We start from the raw sequence: 23,332 nt of genomic DNA, 5'->3' as shown, positions 1-23,332 counted from the left end.
CACGGGATCAGGAGTTACCCCACGGGATCAGGCGCGCCCCACGCATTGTCGGAGCGTGCGGCTCCGGTCTAGCGTCTGTGCATGAGGCACCGGAAACCGCTCTGTGCGCTCGCCTTCGCCACCCTCCTCGCCGCCACCGGATGCGGGAGCTCACCCTCCACCGACTCCCCCACTCCCTCCCCCGCCACCACATCCCCCGAAGACCTCTGCACGGCCCTGATCACCAAGTGGGGACGGCAGATCTACGACTCGGGCAAGGAGACCTACGGCGACTACCAGTCGATGGGCCTCTCCAACGGGCAGTACATGATCCTGCGGGACACCCTCGACCTGGCCCGCGCCGAGCGCGAGCGCCAAGGAGCCGACGCGGGACGGAAGTTGATCGCCCGCGAGGCCCACGAGCGGTGCGAGAAGCGCTACCGCCACGGTGAGCCGAGCGGCGGGCCGTGGGTGTGAACGCCATCGGACCCATCGAGCCCGGCGACCACACCTACGAAGCCGACGCCGACGCCGCGGACCAGGTCGCCGGACGCGCCCGACGGCCCCGCCCGCTCCTCACCCGGCGCCACCGCACCGCCCTGGCCCTCGCCACGGCCGCGGTCGTCGGGGCGGCCGGAATCAGCCTCTACCTGACCCGCCCCCGGCCCCCGGAGCCACCACCGCCGCCCTATCCGTCGCAGACCGTGTCCGTGACGTACAGGGGCGAGATGACGCACCCGAAGGCCGGTGACCGCACGTTCAGCTTCGCCGTCAGCATCGGCCAGTACTCGGGGCCGCCGGTGTCCGTCAGACGGATCGCCCAGCCGACAACGGCGCTTTCGGTCACCGCCGTCCCCCATACCCCATTCACAGTGAAATGGGGAAGCCCTCGTACCGTACGAATCACGATGCACATTCGCGAATGCGGAAATGTGCAGCGGAATGCCGGACTCCCTTTCCTGATCGTAACACTGCGTAATGCGCGCGCAATGCAGATGCAGAGCTTCATCCTCGGCTCGACGTACGCAAAAGATCTCTCCAGGGCCCTGACAGCCGCATGCCCCCCGAACACTGATGTCATGAGTGAAACACCCTGACAGTCCTGCAAGTTCTCACCATGCGGGATACGCCGAAGATGGCGCATTCCGCCCCAACCACCCCTCGAGTTCCAGCGCGGAATACTCCGTGGCATAACAAGAGCGTCACACCTTTGCCCGGACTACTCCACCAGGAACAAAGCGCCCCTTAGAGTCACGGCCAGTCACCGCGCCCACCGGATTCCTGTCAGTTCGGTTTCTGCGCTCGACTCGGCCACCCAACAGGGGACGGCCGTGCCAGGGGAAAGGACTGATCGTGCGTCAACGTTCGCTCATAGCCATCACCGCTGCACTCACCGCGGGGGCACTCACCCTCACCGCCTGTGGCTCACGCGACGACAAGGACAAGGGCGACTCCGGGGGCGGCGGCACCACCGTGGTCATCGGCGTCGACGCGCCACTGACCGGCGACCTGTCCGCGCTGGGCCTCGGTATCCGCAACTCCGTGGATCTCGCCGCCAAGCAGGCCAACTCGAAGAAGTACGTCGACGGCATCACCTTCAAGGTGGAGTCCGCCGACGACCAGGGACAGCCCGCGTCGGGCCAGACCAACGCGACCAAGTTCGTCGCGAACAAGGAAATCCTCGGCGCCGTCGGCCCCCTGAACTCCTCCGTCGGCGAGTCGATGCAGAAGGTCTTCGACGACGCGAAGCTCGTCCAGGTCTCCCCCGCCAACACCAACCCGGCCATGACCCAGGGCCAGGACTGGAACGGCGGCAAGAAGGTTCGCCCGTACAAGGCCTACTTCCGTACGGCCACCACGGACGCCATCCAGGGCCCGTTCGCCGCGCAGTACCTCTTCAACAAGGCGAAGAAGAAGAAGGTCTTCGTCGTCGACGACAAGAAGACCTACGGTGCCGGTCTTGCCGCCACCTTCAAGGGCGAGTTCACCAAGCTCGGCGGCAAGGTCGCGGGCACCGAGCACGTGAACCCGGACACCAAGGACTTCGGCGCCGTCGCCACGAAGATCAAGAACTCCGACGCGGACGTCGTCTACTACGGCGGCGAGTACCCCGCGGCAGGCCCGCTCAGCAAGCAGATGAAGAAGGCCGGAGCCAAGATCCCGCTCGTCGGCGGTGACGGCATCTACAGCGCCGACTTCGTCAAGCTCGCCGGCGCCGAGGGCAAGGGCGACATGGCCACCTCGATCGGCCAGCCCGTCGAGCAGCTGCCGTCCGCCAAGGAGTTCATCGCGAACTACAAGAAGGCCGGCTACAAGGAGGCCTACGAGGCCTACGGCGGCTACTCGTACGACTCGGCCTGGGCGGTCATCGAAGCGGTCAAGAAGGTCGTCGACGACAACGACGGCAAGCTGCCCGACGACGCTCGCGCCAAGATCGTCGAGGCCATGCAGGGCGTCACGTTCGACGGCGTGACCGGCAAGGTCTCCTTCGACAAGTACGGCGACGCCACCAACAAGCAACTCACCGTGTACCAGGTGAAGTCCACCGACGACCCGACCAAGGGCTGGAAGCCGGTCGAGTCCGGCACCTTCAGCGGCACCGGCTGATCCACCCCGCAGCCCACGACACCCCCGCGCGGGGCGCTGCTTCTGTCAGCGCCCCGCGCGGCGTCGCATCCGTCACCTGAGTCGTACGGCCCCGCGAGGCACCCCCGCCGCCGCAAACACGCCGCACGACACCGAAAGACTCGGAGGACCTGCGGTGCACGAACTGCCGCAACAGCTGGTCAACGGCCTGCTACTGGGATCCATGTACGGCCTGATCGCCATCGGCTACACAATGGTCTATGGCATTGTCCAGCTCATCAACTTCGCCCATGGCGAGATCTTCATGGTCGGCGGTTTCGGCGCCCTCACCGTCTGGCTCTGGCTGCCGGGCGGCACCAGCATGTGGCTCGCCCTGCCACTGATGCTCATAGGCGCCGTCATCGTCTCGACCCTCATCGCGGTCGGAGCCGAACGCTTCGCCTACCGCCCGTTGCGCGGCGCCCCCCGCCTCGCACCCCTCATCACCGCCATCGGCCTCTCCCTCGCGCTGCAGCAGGCCGTCTGGGCCTGGTACCCCAACGCGAAGTCGTCCCGCACCTTCCCCGAGCTGCCAGGCGGCTCCATCCACATCGGCTCCATCACCATCCAGCCCGGCGACATCTTCCTGCTGATCACCGCCCCGATCTGCATGTTCGCCCTCGGCTACTTCGTGATGAAGACCCGCGTCGGACGCGGCATGCAGGCCACCGCGCAGGACCCCGACACCGCCAAGCTCATGGGTGTCAACACCGACCGCGTCATCGTCGTCGCCTTCGCGATCGGCGCCGCCTTCGCAGGCATCGCCGCCGTCGCCTACGGCTTCCGCTACGGAGAAGTCCAGTTCCGCATGGGCTTCCTCTGGGGCCTCAAGGCCTTCACCGCCGCCGTACTCGGAGGCATCGGCAACATCTACGGCGCGATGATCGGCGGCCTCGTCCTCGGCGTCGCCGAAGCCATGGCCACCGCCTACATGAACGACATCCCCGGCATGAGCCAGCTCGGCGGGCAGTCCTGGGCCGACGTCTGGGCCTTCGTACTCCTCATCGTCGTACTCCTCGTCAGGCCACAAGGTCTACTTGGCGAGCGCGTCGCGGACAGGGCGTGACAACCATGACCACACAGACCACCGCGGCCGACGCGCCGGGCCCCAAGCAGGACCACACCGCCACCGGTCTCATCGCCATCCCCGAGGGCCCCGCCCGCGCACTGGCCACCGGCGGCGGCATCCTCACCGTCATCTCCACGTTCCTCGCCTGGACCTGGACCTCCGCGTTCCCCGGCGACCTCACCGTCTACGGCTACCCCGGCGGCCTCCAGGTCCTCGTCCTGATCGCCGGCATCCTGACGACGCTCTTCGGCCTCGCCTCGTACGGCATCAAGGGCGTACGCGCCCTGACTCCCGGCGGAGCCGACGCCGCACTGAAGTACGCGGCGCTCGCCGCCTTCGTCACCGCCTGGTACACGATCCTCTCGATCAGCTACCAGCTCGGCGGCCTCGCCAACCTGGAAGTCGGCGGCTGGGTCGCCGCGCTCGCCACCCTCGCCGCCTTCGTCGGCGCACTCGCCCTGCCCTTCACCCGGCCGCACACCTACGCGGTCGACCCCGAGGACAGCGGCAGCGAGCAGTTCAAGCACCGCATGCGCAACGGGATGACCATCTTCAAGGGCGCCTTCGCGGCCGAGGCCCCGCCCACCCCGCGCAAGCTCCCCAGCTACCTCGAGATCCTCGTCATCATCGCCGCCCTCGCCGTCGGCCTGCTGGTCTTCACCTACGGCATCGGCACCGAGTACGACGAACTCTTCATCGGCTTCCTGATCACCGTGGCGTTCAGCTTCGCCGCACTGTCCAAAGCCGGACTCGTCGCCCAGGTCTCCACCTACACCGCGCGGCACCGCAACATCACCCTCATCGGTGCCTTCGTCGCCGCCGCGGCCTTCCCGTTCACACAGAGCGACGACCAGTACGCCACCATCGGCGTCTACATCCTCATCTTCGCCACCGTCGCGCTCGGCCTGAACATCGTCGTCGGCCTCGCCGGACTCCTCGACCTCGGATACGTCGCCTTCCTCGGCGTCGGCGCCTACGCGGCATCCATGGTCTCCGGATCGCCGTCCTCGCCCTTCGACCTCCACCTGCCGTTCTGGGGCGCGATCCTGGTCGGCGCGGGAGCATCCCTCATCTTCGGCGTGCTCATCGGCGCCCCGACCCTGCGGCTGCGCGGCGACTACCTCGCCATCGTCACCCTCGGCTTCGGAGAGATCTTCCGGCTCGTCGCGATGAACTCCGACGGCACATCGGGCCCGGACATCACCAACGGCTCCAACGGAATCTCCTCGATCCCGAACCTGAAGATCCTGGGCTTCGACCTGGGCGTCGAGCACACCATCCTCGGCGTCACCATCGGCCGCTTCGCGAACTACTTCTTCCTGATGCTGCTCATCACCCTCGTCGTCGTGCTGGTCTTCCGGCGCAGCGGCGACTCCCGCATCGGACGCGCCTGGGTCGCCATCCGCGAGGACGAGACCGCGGCGCTCGCCATGGGCATCAACGGCTTCCGCGTGAAGCTCATCGCCTTCGCCCTCGGCGCCACACTCGCCGGACTCGCGGGAACGGTACAGGCGCACGTCACCTACACCGTGACACCCGAGCAGTACCAGTTCGCCAACACGGTCCCGCCCAACTCGGCGTTCCTGCTCGCCGCAGTCGTACTCGGCGGCATGGGCACCATCAGCGGACCCCTCGTCGGCGCGGCGCTGCTCTACCTCATCCCGAGCAAGCTCTCGTTCCTGGGCGACTACCAGCTCTTCGCCTTCGGCCTCGCGCTCGTACTGCTCATGCGCTTCCGCCCCGAGGGCCTCATCCCCAACCGCCGCCGCCAGCTCGAGTTCCACGAGGCCGACCTGGCTCCCGGCGACACGCCGCCACCCACAGTCCTCAGCAAGACAGGGGCCTGAGCCATGACCACCGACACCACCACCAGCAAGGACACCCCGGCCGCGACACCGGCCGGAGAGACCGTCCTGGACGCCAAGGGCGTCACGATGCGCTTCGGCGGCCTCACCGCCGTGCGCTCCGTCGACCTCACCGTCAACAGCGGCGAGATCGTCGGCCTCATCGGCCCCAACGGCGCGGGCAAGACCACCTTCTTCAACTGCCTCACCGGCCTCTACATCCCCACCGAGGGCGAAGTCCGGTACAAGGGCAAGGTCCTGCCCAGCAAGTCCTTCAAGGTCACCGCGGCCGGCGTGGCCCGCACCTTCCAGAACATCCGTCTCTTCGCCAACATGACGGTCCTGGAGAACGTCCTCGTCGGCCGCCACACGCGGACGAAGGAAGGCCTCTGGTCGGCCCTCCTGCGCGGCCCCGGCTTCCACAAGGCCGAGGCCAAATCCAGGGAACGCGCCCTGGAACTGCTCGAATTCGTCGGCCTCGCCGAAAAGGCGGAACACCTCTCCCGCAACCTGCCCTACGGCGAACAGCGCAAGCTGGAGATCGCCCGGGCACTCGCGAGCGAGCCCGGCCTGCTCCTCCTGGACGAGCCGACCGCGGGCATGAACCCGCAGGAGACCCGCGCCACCGAGGAACTCGTCCTCGCCATCCGGGACATGGGCATCGCCATCCTCGTCATCGAGCACGACATGCGCTTCATCTTCAACCTTTGCGACCGCGTGGCCGTACTCGTCCAGGGCGAGAAACTCGTCGAGGGCGACAGTGAAACCGTCCAGCAGGACGACCGCGTCATCGCCGCCTACCTGGGCGAGCCCTTCGAAGGTGCCCCCGGCAGCACAGAGGCCGACGCGACGGGCAACGAGGAGAACAGCTGATGACCGCACTGCTCGAAGTCGAGGACCTCAAAGTCGCCTACGGCAAGATCGAGGCCGTCAAGGGCATCTCCTTCAAGGTCGAGGCCGGCGAGGTCGTCACCCTGATCGGCACGAACGGCGCAGGCAAGACCACTACGCTGCGCACGCTGTCCGGGCTGCTCAAGCCGGTCGGCGGCTCCATCAAATTCGACGGGAAAGCGCTCCGGAAATACCGCGCCGACCAGATCGTCGCGCTCGGCCTCGCCCACTCTCCCGAGGGCCGGCACATCTTCCCGCGCATGACGATCGAGAACAATCTGCGGCTCGGCGCATATCTGCGCAGCGACAAGGCCGCCATCGAAAAGGACATAGCGCGCGCCTACGAGCTCTTCCCCATTCTCGGGGAACGCAGAAAGCAGGCGGCGGGCACGCTCTCCGGCGGTGAGCAGCAAATGCTCGCCATGGGACGCGCGCTCATGTCCCAGCCGAAACTGCTCATGCTCGACGAGCCTTCCATGGGCCTTTCGCCGATCATGATGCAGAAGATCATGGCGACCATCTCCGAACTCAAGTCCCAGGGCACGACCATTCTGCTCGTCGAACAGAATGCCCAGGCGGCACTCTCGCTCGCCGACCACGGTCATGTCATGGAGGTCGGCAAGATCGTCCTGTCCGGGACGGGGAACGACCTGCTGCACGACGAGTCCGTGCGCAAGGCGTACCTCGGCGAGGACTGAGGACTGAGCACTTCTTTGAGGCATACGAGAAGGCCCGCACCCCGGCTTCGGGATGCGGGCCTTCTTCTGTGCGAGCTTCTATACGAGCCGGGGGCTGCTGCGGGACTACTGCCCCTTCGCCGCCTTCTTCTCGTCGGCGTCCTCGATGACCGCCTCCGCGACCTGCTGCATCGAAAGGCGCCGGTCCATCGACGTCTTCTGGATCCAGCGGAACGCGGCGGGCTCGGTGAGGCCGTACTCCGTCTGAAGGATCGACTTGGCGCGGTCCACCAGCTTGCGCGTCTCCAGGCGCAGGGTGAGGTCCGCGACCTCGTTCTCCAGCGTCTTGAGCTCCGTGTAGCGCGAGACGGCCATCTCGATGGCGGGCACCACGTCGGTCTTGCTGAAGGGCTTCACGAGGTACGCCATCGCGCCGGCGTCCCTGGCCCGCTCGACCAGGTCGCGCTGCGAGAACGCGGTCAGCATGAGCACCGGGGCGATGCTCTCCTCGGCGATCTTCTCGGCCGCCGAGATGCCGTCCATGACGGGCATCTTCACGTCCAGGATCACCAGGTCCGGCTTGTGCTCGCGGGCCAGCTCGACGGCTTTCTCACCGTCACCGGCCTCGCCGACGACGGTGTAGCCCTCTTCCTCGAGCATCTCCTTGAGGTCGAGCCGGATAAGAGCCTCGTCCTCTGCGATGACGACACGGGTCGTCAGCGGAGGCACGTGCGACTTGTCGTCGTCATCGGCTACGGGCTGGGGCGACTCGGGGGAAGTCACGGGGGCTCCTTGTTGCGGGCCGGGCAGGTACTGCTGCGTCGCCAGCCTACCTAGCTGCAGCGTCCGGCGAAGACCCGGTATAGTTCCGGCAGTGCCTGCCGGGTTGGTGGAACGGTATACACGGAGGTCTCAAACACCTCTGCCTGAAAGGGCTTGCGGGTTCGAGTCCCGCACCCGGCACCAGCGAGCAAAGCGGATGTTCACATTCTCGTGAACATCCGCTTTTTGCTACTCGCCGCCACGGCTGGTCACACAGGGTGGCGGCATGAACTTCCACGGCGCAGAGGTACGGCAAAAGGCCCTCACGCTGCTGCGAGACGGCACGAAGAACGCCGAGGTCGCCCGCCGGCTGAATGTTCCGAGCGGCACCATCTCGTACTGGCGGCATATGGACCGCGCCAAGCGCGGAGAGTGTCCGGGCAAACCCAACCCCCAGTGCCCACGGTGCGACGGTCGCGACCTCGACGAGGGGGCGTACTCCTACCTCCTGGGGCTCTACCTCGGAGACGGGCACATCATCCAGCACTCCGGCCACCGTGTCCCTAGCCTCATGATCACCTGTACTCAGTCGTGGCCGGGCCTCATGGACGCCTGCGAGCGGGCCATGAGCGCTGTCTTCCCGGACAACTCCGTCTGCCGAGTACGCAGGACAGGGTGCAGCAACGTCAAGGTCTACTCGAACCACCTGTGGTGCATGTTTCCGCAGCATGGCGTGGGCAAGAAACACGAGCGCCGGATCGCCCTGGAACCCTGGCAGCAGGAGATCGTCGATGCCCGTCCATGGGACTTCGTCCGAGGGCTCATCCACTCGGACGGCTGCCGGAACATCAACTGGACGACGCGCATAGTCGGCGGGGAACGTAAGCGCTACGAGTACCCCAGGTACTGGTTCACCAATGCCTCCGACGACATCCGGAAGCTCTACACCGACACCCTCGACAAGCTGGGCGTCGAGTGGAAGAACTGCACCCGCCATGGCAACCCGTACAACATCTCCGTCGCCCGAAGGGCATCCGTAGCCCTCATGGACACCCACGTAGGCCCCAAATACTGACCCCGGCGCCCCCTCCCGCAATAGGACACGTCACCCCTCTCCCCCACCCTCCCTGGGACCTGTCCCAAATCCCCGGCGAACCCTTGCCCCGCCCCGGGCCCCGCTGCGATCTTCAGCCCCATGACTCCCTTGAACAGGCGCAGCTTCGTCGTCGCCGCCGCGGGTGCTGCCGCGGCGGCCGTGGCCATGAATCCCCGGACCGCGTTCGCGGCCGACCGTGAGGGCACCAGCAAGGGCGGGGACGATTTCGCCGACGCCGACAAGGGGTTCATCGCCGCCCTCACCCCGGGTGTCGTGAAGAACGCCGAGGGCCAGGTCGTCTGGGACAGCGACGCGTACGGCTTCCTGGAGGGTGACGCCCCCAAGTCCGCGCACAAGAGCCTGTGGCGCCAGTCGCGGCTCGTGGCGAAGCAGGGGCTCTACAAGGTCACGGACCGCGTCTATCAGGTGCGTGGGCTCGATCTGTCGAACATGACGATCGTCGAGGGTGACACCGGCATCATCGTCATCGACCCTCTGATCTCGGCGGAGACCGCGGCCGCCGCCCTGAAGCTGTTCCGCGCGCACCGCGGCGACAAGAAGGTCACCGGGCTCATCTATACGCATCCGCACGTCGACCACTTCGGTGGCTGCCGCGGTGTGCTGCCGGACGGTGCGGAGGAGGCTGACGTACCGATCCTCGCGCCCGAGGGATTTATGGAGCATGCCGTCTCGGAGAACGTCTACGCGGGGACTGCGATGCAGCGGCGCTCCGGATACATGTACGGGGCGCAGTTGCCCAAGTCGCCTGCGGGGCAGATCGGTTGTGGGCTCGGGCAGACCGTTTCGGTGGGGTCGATCGGGTTGGTTCCGCCGACCAGGGACATCACAAGGACGGGTCAGGTCGAGACCGTCGACGGGGTGAGGTTCGAGTTCCAGATGACGCCGGGGACCGAGGCCGCGGCGGAGATGAACTTCCTGCTTCCCGAGCTGCGTGCCGTCTGCATGGCGGAGAACGCGACGCACACGATGCACAACATCATCACGCTGCGCGGTGCGCAGGTGCGGGATGCCCGGCAGTGGGCGCACTATCTGGGTGAGTCGGTGGTGCTCTTCGATGGGCGGGCCGATGTCGCCTTCGCCTCGCACCACTGGCCGACGTGGGGCGGGGAGACGATCGTGGAGCTGCTCGAACAGCAGCGGGATCTGTACGCGTACATGCATGATCAGACGTTGCGGATGATCAATGCGGGGATGACGGGGCGTGAGATCGCCGAGGAGATCGAATTGCCGCCCGCGCTCGCCGGCGTATGGGCGAATCGCGGGTACTACGGGTCCCTGAGCCATAACGTGAAGGGCGTCTACCAGCGGTACATGGGCTGGTTCGACGGCAATCCCGCGCACCTGTGGGAGCATCCGCCGGTCGAGGAGGCCAAGCGGTATGTGAAGGCCATGGGGGGCCGTACGGCGACGGTCGCGAAGGCCAAGGCGTTCGCGCGCGGCGGTGATCCGCGGTTCGCGGTGACGCTGCTCAATCATGTGGTGTTCGCGGACCCGGGGCACAAGGCCGCCAAGTCCGAACTTGCCAAGTTGTACACCGAGTTGGGTCAGTCGTCGGAGAACGCCGTGTGGCGCAACTTCTATCTGATGGGCGCTCAGGAGTTGCGCGAGGGCGTGGCGGCGTCGCCGACGACCGTGACGAGTGCCGACATGCTGATGGCGCTCTCGGTGGATCAGCTCATCGATTCGGTGGCGATTCGCGTGAACGGTCCGAAGGCGTGGGATCTGAAGCTGCGGATGGACTGGAGTCTTCCCGCGTTGGGGAAGGTCTGGCATCTGACGTTGCGGAACGGCGTGTTGACGTATCGCAGCAATACGAAGAAGGCTCCGGACGCGGGTGTCACGCTGACGATGACCAAGCCTCAGCTACTCGCGATGCTGGGCGGCAAGGGGCTCGGGGACATCGGGGTCGAGGGTGACGCGTCGCTTCTGGCCGAGTTGCTCGGCGTGGTGGAGAAGCCGGATCCGAATTTCGCGATCGTGACGCCCTAGGCATACACAAAACGCCCTGGGCACACACGAACGAAGGAAGCCGAGGGGCCGCTCCCCCCGGAAACGGCCCCTCGGCCCACGTGCCCGTTGCGCCTACTTCGGGCTGTCGTCCTCGCCGATGTGGTGGATGCGTACGAGGTTAGTGGAGCCCGCGACTCCGGGCGGGGAGCCCGCGGTGATGACCACCACGTCGCCCCGCTCGCAGCGGCCGTACTTCAGGAGCAGTTCGTCGACCTGGTTGACCATGGCGTCGGTGGATTCGACGTGCGGGCCGAGGAAGGTCTCCACGCCCCAGGTGAGGTTGAGCTGCGAGCGTGTCGCCCTGTCCGGGGTGAAGGCGAGCAGCGGGATCGGTGAGCGGTAGCGCGAGAGGCGGCGGACGGTGTCGCCGGACTGTGTGAAGGCCACCAGGAACTTGGCTCCGAGGAAGTCCCCCATCTCGGCTGCGGCGCGGGCCACCGCGCCGCCCTGGGTGCGGGGCTTGTTGCGCTCGGTCAGCGGCGGGAGGCCCTTGGCGAGGATGTCCTCCTCGGCGGCCTCGACGATGCGGCTCATCGTGCGGACCGTCTCGATGGGGTATTTGCCGACGCTGGTCTCGCCGGAGAGCATCACCGCGTCGGTGCCGTCGATGACGGCGTTGGCGACGTCCGAGGCCTCGGCGCGTGTGGGCCGGGAGTTGTCGATCATCGAGTCGAGCATCTGGGTCGCGACGATGACCGGCTTGGCATTGCGCTTGGCGAGCTTGATGGCGCGCTTCTGGACGATCGGCACCTGTTCGAGGGGCATCTCGACGCCGAGGTCGCCGCGGGCGACCATGATCGCGTCGAAGGCGGCGACGATGTCGTCGATGTTCTCGACGGCCTGCGGCTTCTCCACCTTGGCGATGACGGGGAGGCGGCGGCCTTCCTCGTCCATGATGCGGTGTACGTCCTCGATGTCGCGTCCGCTGCGGACGAAGGACAGGGCGATGACGTCGAACCCTGAACGCAGGGCCCAGCGCAGGTCCGCCACGTCCTTGTCGGAGAGCGCGGGGACGGAGACGGCGACACCGGGGAGGTTGAGGCCCTTGTGGTCGGAGACCATGCCGCCCTCGACCACGGTGGTGGTGACACGGGGCCCGTCGACCGCTGTGACCTCGAGGGTCACTTTGCCGTCGTCGACGAGGATGCGCTCACCGGGGGTGACGTCATCGGCGAGGCCTTCGTAGGTCGTCCCGCAGGTCTGCCGGTCGCCCTGGACGCCTTCTTCGACGGTGATGGTGAACTCGTCGCCGCGTTCGAGGAGTACAGGTCCTTCGCTGAATCGGCCGAGGCGGATCTTCGGGCCTTGAAGGTCGGCGAGGACGCCGACGCTGCGGCCGGTCTCGTCGGCGGCCTTGCGAACGCGCTGATAGCGCTCCTCGTGTTCGGCGTACGTGCCGTGACTGAGGTTGAAGCGAGCCACGTCCATTCCGGCTTCGACCAGTGCCTTGATCTGGTCGTACGAGTCGGTGGCGGGGCCCAGGGTACAGACGATTTTTGCTCGACGCATGCTTCGAGCCTAGGGCTTACCGGTGGGTAGGGAATTGGCTGGGCATGACTACTCAACAACCGTTGCGTGAAAGGTTATTGACAAGTGTTGAATTGTGCGAGGTGCCGCTCTGATGAGCGATTTACCGGGCACCTCGCTGTGTGAATTCGCTCCGTGAACCCGCTGTAATTCTGTGGCTACAGCTGCGGGGGTGTCATCGTGAAGCGTGCGTTGACCTGTGCGTAGACGTGCTGCCGCTGGGGTTCGAGGTCGAGGGGTGCGGCTTCCTCGCCCATGTCGGGCGCGCCGCCGTACGCGACGGTGCGCATGGCGGGTGACGGGCCGCCGTAGCCGAACGGCTGGGCGTTCTCGGCGCCGATGTCGGCGAGCTCGACGAGGGCGGCCAGGCCCGTCCCCAGCGCCTCGGCGTACTCGCGGCCCCGCTGCACCGCTTCCCTGACCGCCTGCTGACGGGCCTCGCGGTGGGTGGGCGAGTCGGGACGCAGGGCCCAGTAGGGGCCGTCGACGCGGGTCAGTTCGAGGTCCGCGAGGCGTGTGGTGAGCTCGCCGAGCGCGGTGAAGTCGGTGAGCTCGGCGGTGATGTGGACCCGGCCGTGGTAGGCGCGGACGCGTTCGCCGCGGCCGTGTTTGGTCAGTTCGGGGCTGATGGAGAAGGCGCCGGTCTCCAGCTTCTCGACGGATTCGCCGTACGTCTTCACCAGGTCGATGACCGTGGCGTTGCGGCGCGTGAGGTCGTTCAGGGCGTCGCGTCGGTCGGTGCCGCGTGCGCTGACGGTGATGCCGATGCGGGCGATCTCGGGGTCGACTTCGAGGTGCGCCTCGCCCTTGACGGCCAGGCGCGGGGCGTCGGGAGTGCCGTAGGGGGCGGCGGCGGGGGTGGTCTCGTCCATGGGGCCACTCTCGCACTGGGGGGCGGCACCGGACAGTCGTCGGGACGCGGCACCGGACAGTCATCGGATCGAAACCTGCGGGGTCTGTTGCCGGTGGGTCCGTCGGGGTCAGAATCTACGCGCGTTACATCGATCGATTTAGGGTCCAAGGGAGTTACGAAATGCCGCTGAACCGCCGGAAGTTCCTGGGCAAGTCCGCCGCCGCCACGGGTGTGGCGCTCGCGGCCGGCGTGGCCGCCGCGCCCTCCGCGTCGGCGCACACGCCCCAGAAGCCCGCCAAGCGGAAGAAGCGGTACTCGTTCACCGTCATGGGCACGACGGACCTGCACGGCAATGTCTTCAACTGGGACTACTTCACGGACAAGGAGTTCGACGACAAGGACCACAACGACGTGGGCCTGGCGAAGATCTCCACCCTCGTGAACGAGATCCGCGAGGAGAGAGGCCGCCGCAACACGCTTCTCATCGACGCGGGCGACACCATTCAGGGCACCCAGCTCTCGTACTACTACGCGAAGATCGACCCGATCACCGCGAAGCGCGGCCCGGTCCACCCGATGGCGCAGGCGATGAACCGCATCGGTTATGACGCGGCAGCTCTCGGCAACCACGAATTCAACTACGGCATTCCGGTCCTGCGGAAATTCGAGGAGCAGTGCGAATTCCCGCTCCTCGGTGCCAACGCGCTCGACGCGAAGACGCAGAGGCCCGCTTTCCCGCCGTACTTCATGAAGCGTGTGCGCACCCCGCACGGCCGCGACGTGAAGGTGGCGGTGCTCGGCCTGACCAATCCCGGCATCGCGATCTGGGACAAGGTGAACGTCCAGGGCAAGATGACGTTCCCGGGTCTTGAGGAGCAGGCGGCGAAGTGGGTGCCCAAGCTGCGGTCCATGGGCGCGGACGTCGTGATCGTCTCGGCGCACTCGGGCTCCAGCGGCACTTCCTCGTACGGTGACCAGCTCCCGTACATCGAGAACGCGGCGGGTCTGGTGGCCGAGCAGGTGCCCGGCATCGACGCGATCCTGGTCGGGCACGCGCACACGGAGATCCCCGAGTACTTCGTTGAGAACAAGAAGACCGGCAAGAAGGTCGTCCTGTCCGAGCCGCTGAAGTGGGGCCAGCGCCTGACGCTCTTCGACTTCGACCTGGTGTGGGAGAAGGGCCGCTGGACGGTGGAGAAGGTCGGCGCGAAGGTCCTCAACTCCAACACGGCGAAGGAGGACCGCAAGATCATCGGGCTCCTGGCCGACGAGCACAAGAAGGTCGTCGCGTACGTCAACCAGGTCATCGGTACGTCGACACAGGCGATGAGCACGGCCGAAGGCCCGTACAAGGATGTCGCGATCATCGATCTGATCAGCCATGTCCAGGCGGAGACGGTCAAGGGGGCGCTTGCGGGCGGCCAGTACGCGGCGCTGCCCGTCCTTTCGCAGGCTTCGTGCTTCTCGCGTACGGCGGGGATCCCTGCGGGCGAGGTGACGATCAAGGACGCGGCGGGGCTCTACCCGTTCGAGAACACCCTTGAGGCGCGGCTCATCACGGGTGCGCAGCTCAAGGAGTACCTGGAGTACTCGGCGCGCTACTACGTGCAGACGGCGGCCGGGGGCCCGGTGGACCCGGAGAAGCTGACGAACGCGGACAACACCCCGGACTACAACTACGACGCGCTGTACGGCGTGACGTACGAGATCGACATCGCCAAGCCCGTGGGTTCGCGGATCGTGAAGCTGAGCTTCGACGGCAAGGACATCGACCCGAAGGCGGAGTTCGTGCTCGCCGTCAACAACTACCGGGCGAGCGGCGGCGGGAACTTCCCGCACGTGGCCGCCGCCAAGCAGCTGTGGGCGAACTCGGACGAGATCCGCAACACGATCATCCAGTGGGTCCAGGCGAAGGGCACGATCGACCCGTCGGCGTTCGCGTCGGTGGACTGGAAGCTGACCCGGGACGGCACTCCGGTGTTCTGAGGTTCGCCGGCCCCTCAGCTCTTGAGCGGTACGAGGTTGCCGCGCTGCTCGCCGATGAGGCCGGTGGCAGCGCGGGACTGCGGTTCCTGGAGGCCGAAGCTGGTGAACGCGGTGCGCTCCGGGAGGGGGTAGGGGGACGTCCCCGTCAGGCTGTTGAGGATGGTGGCGCTGCGCCAGGCGGCGAGGCCGAGGTCGGGGGCGCCGACGCCGTGGGTGTGGCGTTCGGCGTTCTGGACGTAGACGTTCCCGCCGCCGCCGGTGATGGAGGGGTCAAGGACGAGGCGGTACTGCTCGTCGATGCGGGGGCGCTCCGATGAGTCCCTGCGCATGTAGGGGTCGAGGCCCGCGAGGAGCTGGTCGAGGGGGCGCTCGCGGTAGCCGGTGGCGAGGACGACCGCGTCCGTGGTGAGGCGGGAGCGGGTGCCCTGCTGGAGGTGTTCCAGGTGGAGTTCCACGCGGGTGGTGGCGACGCGGCCCGCGGTGCGCACGGAGACGCCCGGGGTGAGGACGGCGTCGGGCCAGCCGCCGTGCAGGGTGCGTTGGTAGAGCTCGTCGTGGATGGCGGCGATGGTGTCGGCGTCGATGCCCTTGTGGAGCTGCCACTGGTGGGGGACGAGGCCGTCGCGCACGTTCTCGGGCAGGGAGTGGAAGTAGCGGGTGTAGTCCGGGGTGAAGTGTTCCAGGCCGAGCTTGGAGTACTCCATGGGTGCGAAGGCCTCGGTGCGGGCGAGCCAGTGGATCTTCTCGGCGCCCGCCGGACGGTGCTTGAGCAGGTCGAGGAAGACCTCGGCGCCGGACTGGCCGGAGCCGATGACGGTGATGTGGTCGGCGGCGAGCAGCCGGTCGCGGTGCAGGAGGTAGTCCGCGGAGTGGATCACGGGGACGGCGGGGGCGTCCGCGAGGGGCTTGAGGGGTTCGGGGATGTAGGGCGCGGTGCCGACGCCGACGACGATGTTCTTCGTGTACGTCCGGCCGAGCGCCTCGGCCTCCCCCTCGGCGTCGAGCTGCGTGAAGTCGACTTCGAAGAGGTCCCGTTCGGGGTTCCAGCGCACCGCGTCGACCTGGTGTCCGAAGTGCAGCGCGGGCAGGTTCTCGCTGACCCAGCGGCAGTACGCGTCGTACTCGGCGCGCTGGATGTGGAACCGCTCGGCGAAGTAGAAGGGGAAGAGCCGCTCGCGGGACTTGAGGTAGCTGAGGAAGGACCAGGGGCTCGCCGGGTCGGCGAGGGTCACCAGGTCGGCGAGGAACGGCACCTGGAGGCTTGCGCCGTCGATGAGGAGCCCCGGGTGCCAGTGGAATCCTGGCCGCTGCTCGTAGAAGGCGGCGTCGAGTCCGGCCAGGGGCTGGGCGAGGGCGGCGAGGGAGAGGTTGAAGGGGCCGATGCCGATGCCGACCAGGTCCCGGGGTTCCTCGGGGGTGGTGAGCGGCGGGGCGGGCTTGTCGTTCTGGCCGGTCATCGGGGGGTGGTCCCTTCCACGAGCTTCAGAAGCTCGGCGAGGTCGCCGGGCCGGGTGTGCGGGTTGAGCAGGGTGGCTTTGAGCCAGCGGCGTCCGTCGATCCTGGCGCGCCCGAGCACGGCACGGCCCTGGCCGAGCAGTTCGCGCCGGACGTACGCGATGTGGTCGTCGTCGGCGCCGACGGGCCGGAACAGGACCGTGCTGATGACGGGCTGGTCGTGGAGCTCGAAGCCGGGGTGCGCGGTGATGAGCCCGGCGAACTCCTCCGCCTGTGCGCAGACCCGGTCGACGAGTGCGCCGATCCCCGTACGCCCGAGCGCCTTGAGGGTGACGGCGATCTTGAGTACGTCGGGCCTGCGCGTGGTGCGCAGGGAGCGCCCGAGGAGGTCGGGGAGGCCCGCTTCGGTGTCGTCGCCCGCGTTGAGGTAGTCGGCGTGGTGGCCCAGTGCCGCGATGTCGTTCGGGTCGCGGACCAGGAGAAGTCCGGCGGCGACGGGCTGCCAGCCGAGCTTGTGCAGGTCGAACGTGACGCTGTCGGCGCGCTCCATGCCGTGCAGGCGCACTCTGCGTACGTCGCTGAAGAGGAGCGGGCCGCCGTACGCGGCGTCGACGTGCAGGCGGGCGCCGTGGCGTGCGCAGAGGTCGGCGATCTGGTCGAGGGGGTCGATGAGTCCGGCGTCGGTGGTGCCCGCGGTGGCGGTGACGAGGAACGATCCTGGCGGCCCGGTGAGTTCGCAGAGCGCCTCGTCGAGTGCGGCGGGGTCCAGGACACCGGTGGGCGCGGGGACGACGACCGGTTCCGGCATGCCGAGGAGCCAGGCTGCGCGGCCGAGGGAGTGGTGGGCGTTCTCGCCGACGATGAGCTGGACGGGGCCGTGCGCGGCGGTGCGCTCGCGGGCCAGGAGCAGGGCGAGCTGGTTGGACTCGGTGCCGCCGGTGGTGACGAGGGCGTCTCCCCTGCCGGTTCCATAGGCCTGCGCGGCGACGGCGCGCGTGACCAGGGTCTCGATCTCCGAGGCGGCGGGGGCCTGGTCCCAGGAGTCCATGGAGGGGTTGAGCGCGGACGCGGCCAGGTCGGCGGCGACGGCGAGTGCGAGCGGCGGGCAGTGGAGGTGGGCGGCGCACAGCGCATCCGCGGGGTCGGCGGCGCCCTCGGCCAGTGCGTGGACCAGCGTGCGCAGGGCCGGTTCGGCGCCTTCGCCCCTGGCGGGCAGGACCTCCCCCGCGGCCTCGCGCACCCGGGCGGCGACGGCGGCGGGGCCGCCCGCGGGGAGCGGCCCGCCGCGTGCGGTCGCCCCGGTGCGCAGGGCCTCCAGGGTGGCGGTGAGCAACGGCCGCAGGGCGTCGGGTCCGTGGGCGCCTCCGGCGAGGGGCGGCGGGGTGCTCATGGCAGACATGGGCGGCGTCCTTCGGGTGCGCGCGGACTGGGACTCCAGCCTGGCTGGCGAGCAGGCGGCGCGCCCGGGGACCTCGACGATCCGAACCCGAAAGTGGTACTGCCGTGCGGAGAGAGGGTGTTGGCGTGGGCTGTAGTGCTAGGCGCTCCCGCGGGGGGGCGGTTGTTGTCCGCGGGTGCGTCGCGGCTGGTTGCGCCCACGCAGCGGGGCTGCGTGTGTCACAGCCCCGCGCCCCCGTCGGGGCGCTCGTGGCTCAGGCCCTGAAATCGTCCCTGTGGTCCCGTGCCCACTCCGCGAACGTTCGCGCCGGGGTGCCTGTCACCGACTCCACCGTGGTGGTGATCTCCGGTGCTGCTCCGACGGCCGCAGCGAACGACTTCAGGAGGGCCGGCAGCATCGCCGCGGGGACGTGCGGGAACATCTCCTCGGTCACTTCCTCCGGCGGCAGCTCGTCGAACCGGAGGTCGCGGCCGAGTGCCCGGCCGATGGCGTGGATCTGCTCGTCGGTCGACACCGCGGTCGGCCCGGTGAGGTGGTGGACGGCGCCCCGGTGTCCGTCGTCCAGAAGTGCTCGAACGGCGACGGCGGCGATGTCGGCCTCGTGGATCGGCGCGGTCAGGGCTCCCGCGAAGGGGCCGCGGACGGTGTCGCCCGCGCGGATCTGGTCCGCCCACTGAAGGGAGTTCGTGGCGAAGGCGTTGGGCCGCAGGGAGGTCCAGTCGAGGCCGCTCTCACGCACCCGCTTCTCGAGGTCCGCGTGGACGACGTAGATGGGGTGGGTCTCGTCGGCGCCGTCCTGGATGATGCCCGACGACAGCACGACGACGCGCTGGACGCCGCCCTTGCGGGCCGCCGCGAGGATCGCGTCGGTGTGCTCGCCGACGGCAGCCCTGTGCAGGAACAGCGCGGACGCGCCGTCGAACAGTGGGGCGAGAGCGGCCGGTTCGGCGGCGGGGTCGAAGCGCGCCACCTCGGCGCCCTGGGGCAGCTGGGCCCGCTGCGGATCGCGGGTCAGGGCGCGAACGGGCGTCCGTGCGGCGGTGAGCTGAGTGACGAGGGCGCGGCCCACGTTTCCGGTGGCACCGGTGGCGACTATCACGGGAGGGGCTCCTGAGTGTCTAGGGCTGGACCTTCGACCCTAGGGGGACGCGGGGGCCGCAGGGATCGTCGGCTGGGACCAGGTCCGCGTAGGTCCGCGGACCTAGTCCTCACGCCGCCGGGTTCAGGAAGCCGTCGCCTCCTGCACCCGCAGTGCCCTCGCCAGGTCGTCCAGCTGGTCCGCCAGCTTGCGGCGCAGGGCCGGGATCGGGTCGGCGTCGCTCAGGCACTGTTCGCCCAGGCGGAGTGTTTCGGCGTCCACCGAGGTGGCGGGGAAGGCCCACCGCCCCGCTACGTCGGCGATGGCGGGGCCGCGCCGGGCCGCGAGGGCGACCGCGTCCTCGTAGTAGCGGGGGATGTACTCCCGTACGAGATCGGCCTGTTCGGGCTGCCAGAAGCCCTGGGCCGTGGCGGTGAGGAGGTAGTTCGAGAGGTCGTCGGAGGTGAACATCGCCTCCCACGCGCGGCGCTTGGCCTCCGGGTCGGGCAGTGCGGCCCGGCAGCGGGCCGCGCCTTCCTGGCCGGTGGCGCTGGGGTCGCGCTCCAGTTCGGCGGCGATCGCGCTCTCGTCGGCGGCGCCGAGGACGGCGAGGCGGGTCAGGACGCGCCAGCGCAGCTCGGGGTCGAGCTCGGGTCCGCCGGGCACTGTGCCCTCGGTGAGCCACTCCTGGAGGGGGTCGGGGCGCGTCGCCACGTCGATGAAGCCGCGCACGGCGGTGAGCCGGAGCCCGGGGTGGGAGCCGTCCTCCGTGCGCCGGATCAGGTCGCGGCACAGCTCGGTGAGCGTGGTGAGGGCGAAGGGCCGCTGGGCCGGGGGCACGAAGCGGCCCGCGACGTGCGTGGTGGCGAAGGCGAGGACGCCCTGGACGAGGGCGAGGTCCCTCTCGTCGGGGAGATGGGCGCGGGCCGTCTCCAGGTAGGCGGTGCCTTCGAGTTCTCCGTCGCGGACCATGTCGCGCAGGCTGTTCCACAGGACGGCGCGGGTGAGCGCGTCGGGGACCCGGGAGAGGCTGCGCAGGGCCGTCTCCATGGAGACCTCGTCGAGGCGGATCTTGGTGTACGTGAGGTCCTGGTCGTTCGGCACGATCAGGGCGGGGCGCCCGCCGTCGCGCGCGGGGGCGGCGGGCCCGGAGTGGGGGACGTCCGTCTCGTACCGCTCGCGCAGGACGAGGCCCTGGGTGTCGGTGAGGTCGCGGTCGTACACCCCGACGGCGATGCGGTGGGGGCGGCTGCCGTCGCGGTCGACGGCCAGGGTCCACTCGCGGGCGTCGTGCGTGACCGTCGAGGTGAGCGTGTCGACGCCGGTGGTGCGCAGCCAGGACTCGGCCCATCCGTGCACGTCACGGTCGGTGTTGTGGGCGAGTGAGTCGATGAAGTCGGCGAGGGTGGCGTTGGAGAACTTGTGCCGGGCGATGTGGGTGTTGATACCGGCGAGGAAGTCCTTCTCGCCGAGCCAGGCGACGAGCTGGCGCAGGGCGGACGCCCCCTTGGCGTACGAGATGCCGTCGAAGTTGAGCATCGCGGACGCGGTGTCGGGCACGGCGTCCGGGTCGGGCGCGACGGGGTGGGTGGAGGGGCGCTGATCGGCGTCGTACCCCCAGGCCTTGCGGGCGACGCCGAAGTCGGTCCAGGTGTCCTTGAAGCGGGTGGCTTCGGCGGTGGTCTGGAAGCCCATGTACTCGGCGAAGGATTCGTTCAGCCAGATGTCGTCCCACCACCGGAGGGTGACGAGGTCGCCGAACCACATGTGGGCCATCTCGTGGGCGATGACCATGGCGCGGGTCTGCCGCTCGGTCTCGGTGACGGCGGAGCGGTAGATGAACTCGTCGCGGAAGGTGACGAGTCCGGGGTTCTCCATCGCTCCGGCGTTGAACTCCGGGACGAACGCCTGGTCGTACGAGTCGAAGGGGTAGGGCTCCTCGAACTTCTCGTGGTACCGGTCGTAGCACGCGCGCGTGACGTCGAGGATCTCGTCGGCGTCGGCGTCCAGGAAGGGCGCCAGGGAGCGGCGGCAGTGGATGCCGAAGGGCAGTCCGCGGTGTTCGGTGCGGACCGAGTGCCAGGGGCCCGCGGCGACGGCGACGAGGTAGGTCGAGATCAGCGGCGTGGGCGCGGCCCGCCACGTCCCGTCGCCGACGTGCTCGGTCACGCCGTTCGCGAGGACGGTCCAGCCCTTGGGGGCGGTGACGGTCAGCTCGAAGACGGACTTCAGGTCGGGCTGGTCGAAGGCGGCGAAGACGCGCTGCACGTCCTCCATGAACAGCTGGGTGTACGTGTACGCCTCGCCGTCCGTGGGGTCGGTGAAGCGGTGCATGCCCTCGCCGGTGTGCGAGTACCGCATGGAGGCGTCGACGCGCAGTTCGTGCTCGCCCGCGGTGAGCCCGGTGAGCGGGAGCCTGTTCTCGACGAGGTCCTTCGGGTCGAGCGGCCGGCCGTCGAGGGTGACGGAGCGCAGCTCGACGGGCTTGAGCTCGACGAAGGTGTCCACCGTGGCCGTGGGTTCGCCGAGCGCCGAGAACCGGATGACCGTAAGGGAGTCGAAGGTCTCGGCTCCCTGGGTCAGGTCCAGCTCCACCGTGTACCGGTGGACGTCGATGAGCCGGGCTCGGGTCTGCGCTTCGTCGCGCGTCAGTACGGACATGGGTCCATGCTGCCTGATGACACTGACAACGGTGCGGGGTGCCCGGACATCGGGGCTCAGCCCTGGGCGATGCCGCCGCCGACACGGCTGCCGCGGGACCGCGTCAGGACGACTTGGCGATGGTCTCGTGGTGGCGGATGACCTCCGCGATGATGAAGTTGAGCAGCTTCTCGGCGAACGCCGGATCCAGCTTGGCGCTCTCCGCGAGTTCGCGCAGGCGGGCGATCTGGCGGGCCTCGCGGGCCGGGTCGGCGGGCGGGAGCTGGTGGTTGGCCTTGAGATAGCCGACCTGCTGGGTGCATTTGAAGCGCTCGGCGAGCATGTGGACGACGGCCGCGTCGATGTTGTCGATGCTGTCGCGCAGGCGGGACAGCTCGGCGCGCACGGCCTCGTCCGTGGCGCCGGCGCCGTTCGCGTCACTTGTGTGGCTGGTGGTCATGGTGGACGAGCCTACGTGGTGGTTCCTTCGCCCCCGGCGGCGGAAGAGCGCAAAATCGGCGGGTGGTCGGGGTCGGGAATCTGCTGCGACCAGCCGCCCGGGACCGCGCGTCCCTGCTGCTCGCGGAAGCGGACCGGCGCCATCCCCACACGGCGTGTGAACAGCCGCGAGAAGTACGCGGGATCGTCGTAACCGACGCGGCGCGCGACGGCCGCGACCGGGAGCTCCGTGGCGGCGAGCAGCTCCTTGGCGCGCCCGAGACGGATGCCGAGGAGGTAGTCCTTGGGGCTGCATCCTGCGCCCCTGCGCACCGCCGTACGCAGCTCCGCGGGAGTCATGCCGTGCCGCGACGCGTGCTCGGCGACGGAAAGTGGCTGGAAGGCGTCGCGGGCGAGGGCCTGGAGGACGGGGTCGCCGTCGGGGGCGATGTCGGCGCGGGCCCTGCGCAGCGCGACGAGGAGTTCGTGGACGGCGGCGCCCGTCTCGACCTCAAGGAGCGGATTGCCGCGCCGTGCCGCACGCGCGATGCGCCCGACGGCGGCCCGCGCCCCTGTCGCGTCGGAGAGCGGCACCACGGGCCGGTCGGGTTCGATGAAGCCGAGTTCTGTGTACGTCGTCGTGGCGGGCCCGGTGAAGTCGACGAAGCACTCGTCCCAGCCGCTCTCCGCGTCGGGCCCGTAGTGGTGGCGCACTCCGGGGGTGAGCCAGATCAGCGCGGGCGCCGTCACCGTCGTACGTCTGCCGTCGGACCCGAGGAACCAGCCGCCGCCTGCGCTCACGACGACGGCCACGTGGTGGTCGAGGGTGCGCGGTCCCACGGTCGGCAGGAGGCCGTGCTGCAGGCCGACCCCGAGGCAGGCGAGGCCGAGGCGGTGGTGGGCCGGGCTCGGCGTGAAATACCGCATCCAGGTGTGGTACATCCGCTTGTGCCCCTTCCGTCCGGGCCGCGGCCCGCTCGCT

19 protein-coding genes and 1 tRNA gene are annotated in these 23,332 nt (G+C 68.7%); 10 read left to right on the top strand and 10 right to left on the bottom strand.

From position 1 onward, the window contains the following. Positions 1–81 precede the first annotated feature (81 nt). Positions 82–456 (top strand): hypothetical protein, encoded by a 375-nt coding sequence (locus ACWFRJ_RS25140; protein ID WP_453535054.1) that lies wholly within the window; start codon positions 82–84, stop codon positions 454–456. Positions 457–667: 211 nt separating this feature from the next. Here the strand turns inward: ACWFRJ_RS25140 and ACWFRJ_RS25135 are convergent, their stop codons facing one another. Further along, on the bottom strand, positions 668–826 hold the full coding sequence (locus tag ACWFRJ_RS25135) for a hypothetical protein (protein ID WP_453535051.1): 159 nt from the start codon (positions 824–826) through the stop codon (positions 668–670). A gap of 506 nt (positions 827–1,332) precedes the next feature. Here ACWFRJ_RS25135 and ACWFRJ_RS25130 point away from each other — a divergent pair. The 5 genes from ACWFRJ_RS25130 (at position 1,333) to ACWFRJ_RS25110 (ending at position 7,106) form a co-directional block, all read left to right on the top strand. Continuing rightward, positions 1,333–2,586 (top strand): branched-chain amino acid ABC transporter substrate-binding protein, encoded by a 1,254-nt coding sequence (locus ACWFRJ_RS25130; protein ID WP_453535048.1) that lies wholly within the window; start codon positions 1,333–1,335, stop codon positions 2,584–2,586. Between the two features lie 154 nt (positions 2,587–2,740). Continuing rightward, complete coding sequence (locus ACWFRJ_RS25125) at positions 2,741–3,670, top strand: branched-chain amino acid ABC transporter permease (RefSeq protein WP_453535045.1); 930 nt, start codon at positions 2,741–2,743, stop codon at positions 3,668–3,670. Between the two features lie 5 nt (positions 3,671–3,675). Further along, positions 3,676–5,520 (top strand): branched-chain amino acid ABC transporter permease, encoded by a 1,845-nt coding sequence (locus tag ACWFRJ_RS25120; protein WP_453535042.1) that lies wholly within the window; start codon positions 3,676–3,678, stop codon positions 5,518–5,520. Positions 5,521–5,523: 3 nt separating this feature from the next. Further along, positions 5,524–6,390 carry an ABC transporter ATP-binding protein gene (locus tag ACWFRJ_RS25115; RefSeq protein WP_453535039.1) on the top strand — a complete coding sequence of 289 codons (867 nt, stop codon included), beginning with the start codon at positions 5,524–5,526 and terminating at the stop codon, positions 6,388–6,390. Next, the gene (locus tag ACWFRJ_RS25110; RefSeq protein WP_453535036.1) at positions 6,390–7,106 is read left to right on the top strand and encodes an ABC transporter ATP-binding protein; all 717 of its coding nucleotides are present in this window, start codon (positions 6,390–6,392) and stop codon (positions 7,104–7,106) included. Before ACWFRJ_RS25115 ends, ACWFRJ_RS25110 begins: the two co-directional genes overlap by 1 nt. A gap of 105 nt (positions 7,107–7,211) precedes the next feature. On the opposite strand, the gene ACWFRJ_RS25105 is transcribed toward ACWFRJ_RS25110, so the two are convergent. Then, complete coding sequence (locus ACWFRJ_RS25105) at positions 7,212–7,868, bottom strand: ANTAR domain-containing response regulator (RefSeq protein WP_361045253.1); 657 nt, start codon at positions 7,866–7,868, stop codon at positions 7,212–7,214. Positions 7,869–7,965: 97 nt separating this feature from the next. Between ACWFRJ_RS25105 and ACWFRJ_RS25100 the strand changes: the two genes are divergently transcribed. From ACWFRJ_RS25100 to ACWFRJ_RS25090, 3 genes are all read left to right on the top strand, one after another. Beyond that, positions 7,966–8,051 (top strand) — tRNA-Leu (locus ACWFRJ_RS25100). A gap of 82 nt (positions 8,052–8,133) precedes the next feature. Then, entirely contained in the window at positions 8,134–8,922 is a 789-nt protein-coding gene (locus ACWFRJ_RS25095; protein WP_453535031.1) for a helix-turn-helix domain-containing protein, read from the top strand. Positions 8,923–9,042: 120 nt separating this feature from the next. Further along, positions 9,043–10,953 (top strand): alkyl/aryl-sulfatase, encoded by a 1,911-nt coding sequence (locus ACWFRJ_RS25090; protein ID WP_453535028.1) that lies wholly within the window; start codon positions 9,043–9,045, stop codon positions 10,951–10,953. Between the two features lie 93 nt (positions 10,954–11,046). On the opposite strand, the gene pyk is transcribed toward ACWFRJ_RS25090, so the two are convergent. Both pyk and ACWFRJ_RS25080 read right to left on the bottom strand, forming a co-directional pair. Then, a complete protein-coding gene (gene pyk, locus ACWFRJ_RS25085) occupies positions 11,047–12,483 on the bottom strand; it encodes a pyruvate kinase (protein ID WP_453535025.1) in 1,437 nt (478 codons plus the stop codon). A gap of 176 nt (positions 12,484–12,659) precedes the next feature. Then, positions 12,660–13,373 carry an SIMPL domain-containing protein gene (locus ACWFRJ_RS25080; protein ID WP_453535022.1) on the bottom strand — a complete coding sequence of 238 codons (714 nt, stop codon included), beginning with the start codon at positions 13,371–13,373 and terminating at the stop codon, positions 12,660–12,662. A 161-nt stretch (positions 13,374–13,534) separates the two neighbouring features. Here ACWFRJ_RS25080 and ACWFRJ_RS25075 point away from each other — a divergent pair, with 161 nt between their 5' ends. After that, on the top strand, positions 13,535–15,340 hold the full coding sequence (locus tag ACWFRJ_RS25075; RefSeq protein ID WP_453535020.1) for a bifunctional metallophosphatase/5'-nucleotidase: 1,806 nt from the start codon (positions 13,535–13,537) through the stop codon (positions 15,338–15,340). Between the two features lie 14 nt (positions 15,341–15,354). Here ACWFRJ_RS25075 and ACWFRJ_RS25070 read toward each other — a convergent pair whose 3' ends face one another. From ACWFRJ_RS25070 to ACWFRJ_RS25045, 6 genes are all read right to left on the bottom strand, one after another. After that, the gene (locus ACWFRJ_RS25070) at positions 15,355–16,797 is read right to left on the bottom strand and encodes a lysine N(6)-hydroxylase/L-ornithine N(5)-oxygenase family protein (RefSeq protein ID WP_453535017.1); all 1,443 of its coding nucleotides are present in this window, start codon (positions 16,795–16,797) and stop codon (positions 15,355–15,357) included. Continuing rightward, on the bottom strand, positions 16,794–18,185 hold the full coding sequence (locus ACWFRJ_RS25065) for a pyridoxal phosphate-dependent decarboxylase family protein (RefSeq protein ID WP_453535720.1): 1,392 nt from the start codon (positions 18,183–18,185) through the stop codon (positions 16,794–16,796). The genes ACWFRJ_RS25070 and ACWFRJ_RS25065 overlap by 4 nt, the downstream gene beginning before the upstream one ends. Positions 18,186–18,447: 262 nt before the next feature. Next, on the bottom strand, positions 18,448–19,293 hold the full coding sequence (locus ACWFRJ_RS25060; RefSeq protein WP_453535014.1) for an NAD(P)H-binding protein: 846 nt from the start codon (positions 19,291–19,293) through the stop codon (positions 18,448–18,450). A 123-nt stretch (positions 19,294–19,416) separates the two neighbouring features. Continuing rightward, the gene (gene pepN / locus ACWFRJ_RS25055) at positions 19,417–21,933 is read right to left on the bottom strand and encodes an aminopeptidase N (protein WP_453535011.1); all 2,517 of its coding nucleotides are present in this window, start codon (positions 21,931–21,933) and stop codon (positions 19,417–19,419) included. 103 nt (positions 21,934–22,036) lie between these two features. Then, positions 22,037–22,372 carry a chorismate mutase gene (locus ACWFRJ_RS25050; protein ID WP_383281780.1) on the bottom strand — a complete coding sequence of 112 codons (336 nt, stop codon included), beginning with the start codon at positions 22,370–22,372 and terminating at the stop codon, positions 22,037–22,039. Between the two features lie 11 nt (positions 22,373–22,383). Continuing rightward, positions 22,384–23,292: an AraC family transcriptional regulator gene (locus tag ACWFRJ_RS25045; protein ID WP_453535008.1), complete on the bottom strand. Its 909-nt coding sequence runs from the start codon at positions 23,290–23,292 to the stop codon at positions 22,384–22,386. Positions 23,293–23,332: the final 40 nt, after the last annotated feature.

This window comes from Streptomyces sp. NPDC055239 (assembly GCF_053606205.1).
Note: the sequence above shows the minus strand (reverse complement) of the source record. Positions and strands in the feature narration are given on the sequence as shown.